Here is a 2,324-nt window from a genome sequence, read left to right as displayed (position 1 = left end):
TGGTCTGAGCCCCGCAAACTCCTCCAAGAATGGGTAGAGTCCGTCACCTCTGAGGAGATGGACCATGAAGCCAAGTCGGTTCACGGAAGAACAGATCATCGGGATTTTGCGGGAGCAGGAGGCGGGTGCGGCGACGGCGGATGTCTGCCGCAAACACGGGATCTCCAGCGCAACGTTCTACAAATGGAAGGCCCGGTACGGTGGTCTGGAGGTGTCCGACGCCAAGCGGCTCAAGGCGTTGGAGGACGAGAACACCAAGCTGAAGAAGCTCTTGGCCGAAGCAATGCTCGACAACGCCATGCTCAAGGACGTCGCTGCAAAAAATGTATGACCCGCCCCGCCCGTGCAAGGTCGTTTAATGAGGACGATGCAGTCTGCACAAATGTATCCGGCCTCTTGCAAGTGGGCCGCTGTTGCGGCCAGGCCATGATGAGATCCGCGCGTGCCGTTCCCAGATAAATGGTTCGGGCTCGAAGCCCGCTTTTTTGCACAGGGTTTACGGCGCGCCGATCGACTGTTTCGTCATCACCTTCACGAACCTCGCAGTCTGGAACAAACGGGATCAGCTAAAGGCCGGATCCCGCCGTTCATAGCTTGCGCCGGGCTTGGTCATCACCACCCATGCGATCCGCGCAATCTTGGCCGCCAAGGCGACGGTGACCTTGTTAGTGTGCATGCGTGCCTGAAGTCCATCAAGCCACGCGCCAAGGCGATATCGCGAGCGATCAAGATGAGTCACGCAGGAACGGGCGCCATGGATGATCATCCGGCGCAGATATCGATTGCCGCGCTTGCTTATCCCCAGCAGCTTCGTTTTGCCTCCCGTAGAATATTCTCTCGGGACAAGACCTAGCCAAGCTGCCATATCGCGGGCCCTTTTGAACTGGCGGGCAGATCCAGCTGCTGCCAAAAGCGCCGTCGCGGCCAGCGGACCAATGCCAGGGATGGTCATCAATCGACGTGCGGTATGTATGACCCGCCCCGCCCGTGCAAGGTCGTTTAATGAGGACGATGCAGTCTGCACAAATGTATCCGGCCTCTTGCAAGTGGGCCGCTGTTGCGGCCAGGCCATGATGAGATCCGCGCGTGCCGTTCCCAGATAAATGGTTCGGGCTCGAAGCCCGCTTTTTTGCACAGGGTTTACGGCGCGCCGATCGACTGTTTCGTCATCACCTTCACGAACCTCGCAGTCTGGAACAAACGGGATCAGCTAAAGGCCGGATCCCGCCGTTCATAGCTTGCGCCGGGCTTGGTCATCACCACCCATGCGATCCGCGCAATCTTGGCCGCCAAGGCGACGGTGACCTTGTTAGTGTGCATGCGTGCCTGAAGTCCATCAAGCCACGCGCCAAGGCGATATCGCGAGCGATCAAGATGAGTCACGCAGGAACGGGCGCCATGGATGATCATCCGGCGCAGATATCGATTGCCGCGCTTGCTTATCCCCAGCAGCTTCGTTTTGCCTCCCGTAGAATATTCTCTCGGGACAAGACCTAGCCAAGCTGCCATATCGCGGGCCCTTTTGAACTGGCGGGCAGATCCAGCTGCTGCCAAAAGCGCCGTCGCGGCCAGCGGACCAATGCCAGGGATGGTCATCAATCGACGTGCGGTATCGCTTTGAGAGGCAATTGCCTCAATCTCGCGGTTGACCTCGGCAATCCGCAGCTCCAGCTGCCGCAGCTCGTCAAATGTAGATGCAAGAATGCGACGCATCGCCGAGGTTAGATCATTCGACTGATCGGCCAAAACCCTCGGCAGATCAGCCTTGAACTTGCCGGCGCCCTGGTGAATAGCGATCCCATATTCCAGGCAAAAAGCGCGCATCTGATTGATGAGGCACGTCCGTTGCGACATCATCCGATCGCGAACACGATGCAGCGCTTGCAGGTCAATGTGCTCAGGCGACCTTAGCTCGACGAAGCGCATCGTTGGTCTCGTCACGGCTTCGGCGATCGCCGCGGCATCGATGAGGTCATTTTTGTTGGATTTCACATATGGCTTCACGAATTGAGCTGGGATAATGCGAACGGTGTGCCCCATGGCGGCGATCTTGCGGGCCAACCATTGCGAGCCGGAGCAGGCCTCCATCCCCACCAAAGCCGGTCCTGCACGTTCGAAGAACTGCAAGAGCGTATCGCGCCGAAAGGTCGCCTTCTGGATCGGCATTCCGGCGGCGTCGAGCCCAACGACGTGGAAAAAGTTCTTGCCAATGTCGATCCCAAACACCGTTGCCGGCCTGGGCTTGTTCCGTGTCCTCATTGCTTCCTCCTTTCAAAAGCCAACTCAGTCTGACTGAGAGGACGGGGCGGGTCATCCCATTAATG

General features: G+C 58.3%; 1 protein-coding gene and 2 pseudogenes. 1 reads left to right on the top strand and 2 read right to left on the bottom strand.

The annotated features are described in order from the left end of the window. Window positions 1-64 precede the first annotated feature (64 nt). Window positions 65-328 (top strand): annotated as a pseudogene (locus AC066S_RS38685) (transposase); the annotation flags it as partial. A gap of 234 nt (window positions 329-562) precedes the next feature. On the opposite strand, the pseudogene AC066S_RS38680 reads toward AC066S_RS38685, so the two are convergent. Beyond that, window positions 563-961 (bottom strand): annotated as a pseudogene (locus AC066S_RS38680) (transposase); the annotation flags it as partial. 245 nt (window positions 962-1,206) lie between these two features. After that, window positions 1,207-2,259, bottom strand: coding sequence for an IS110 family RNA-guided transposase (locus AC066S_RS38675; protein ID WP_126262250.1), 1,053 nt, complete (start codon window positions 2,257-2,259; stop codon window positions 1,207-1,209). Window positions 2,260-2,324: the final 65 nt, after the last annotated feature.

It is taken from the genome of Bradyrhizobium sp. CFUWI (genome assembly GCF_056429085.1).
The sequence above is the reverse complement of the archived record's forward strand: the minus strand, read 5'-3'. Positions and strand labels throughout refer to the sequence as shown.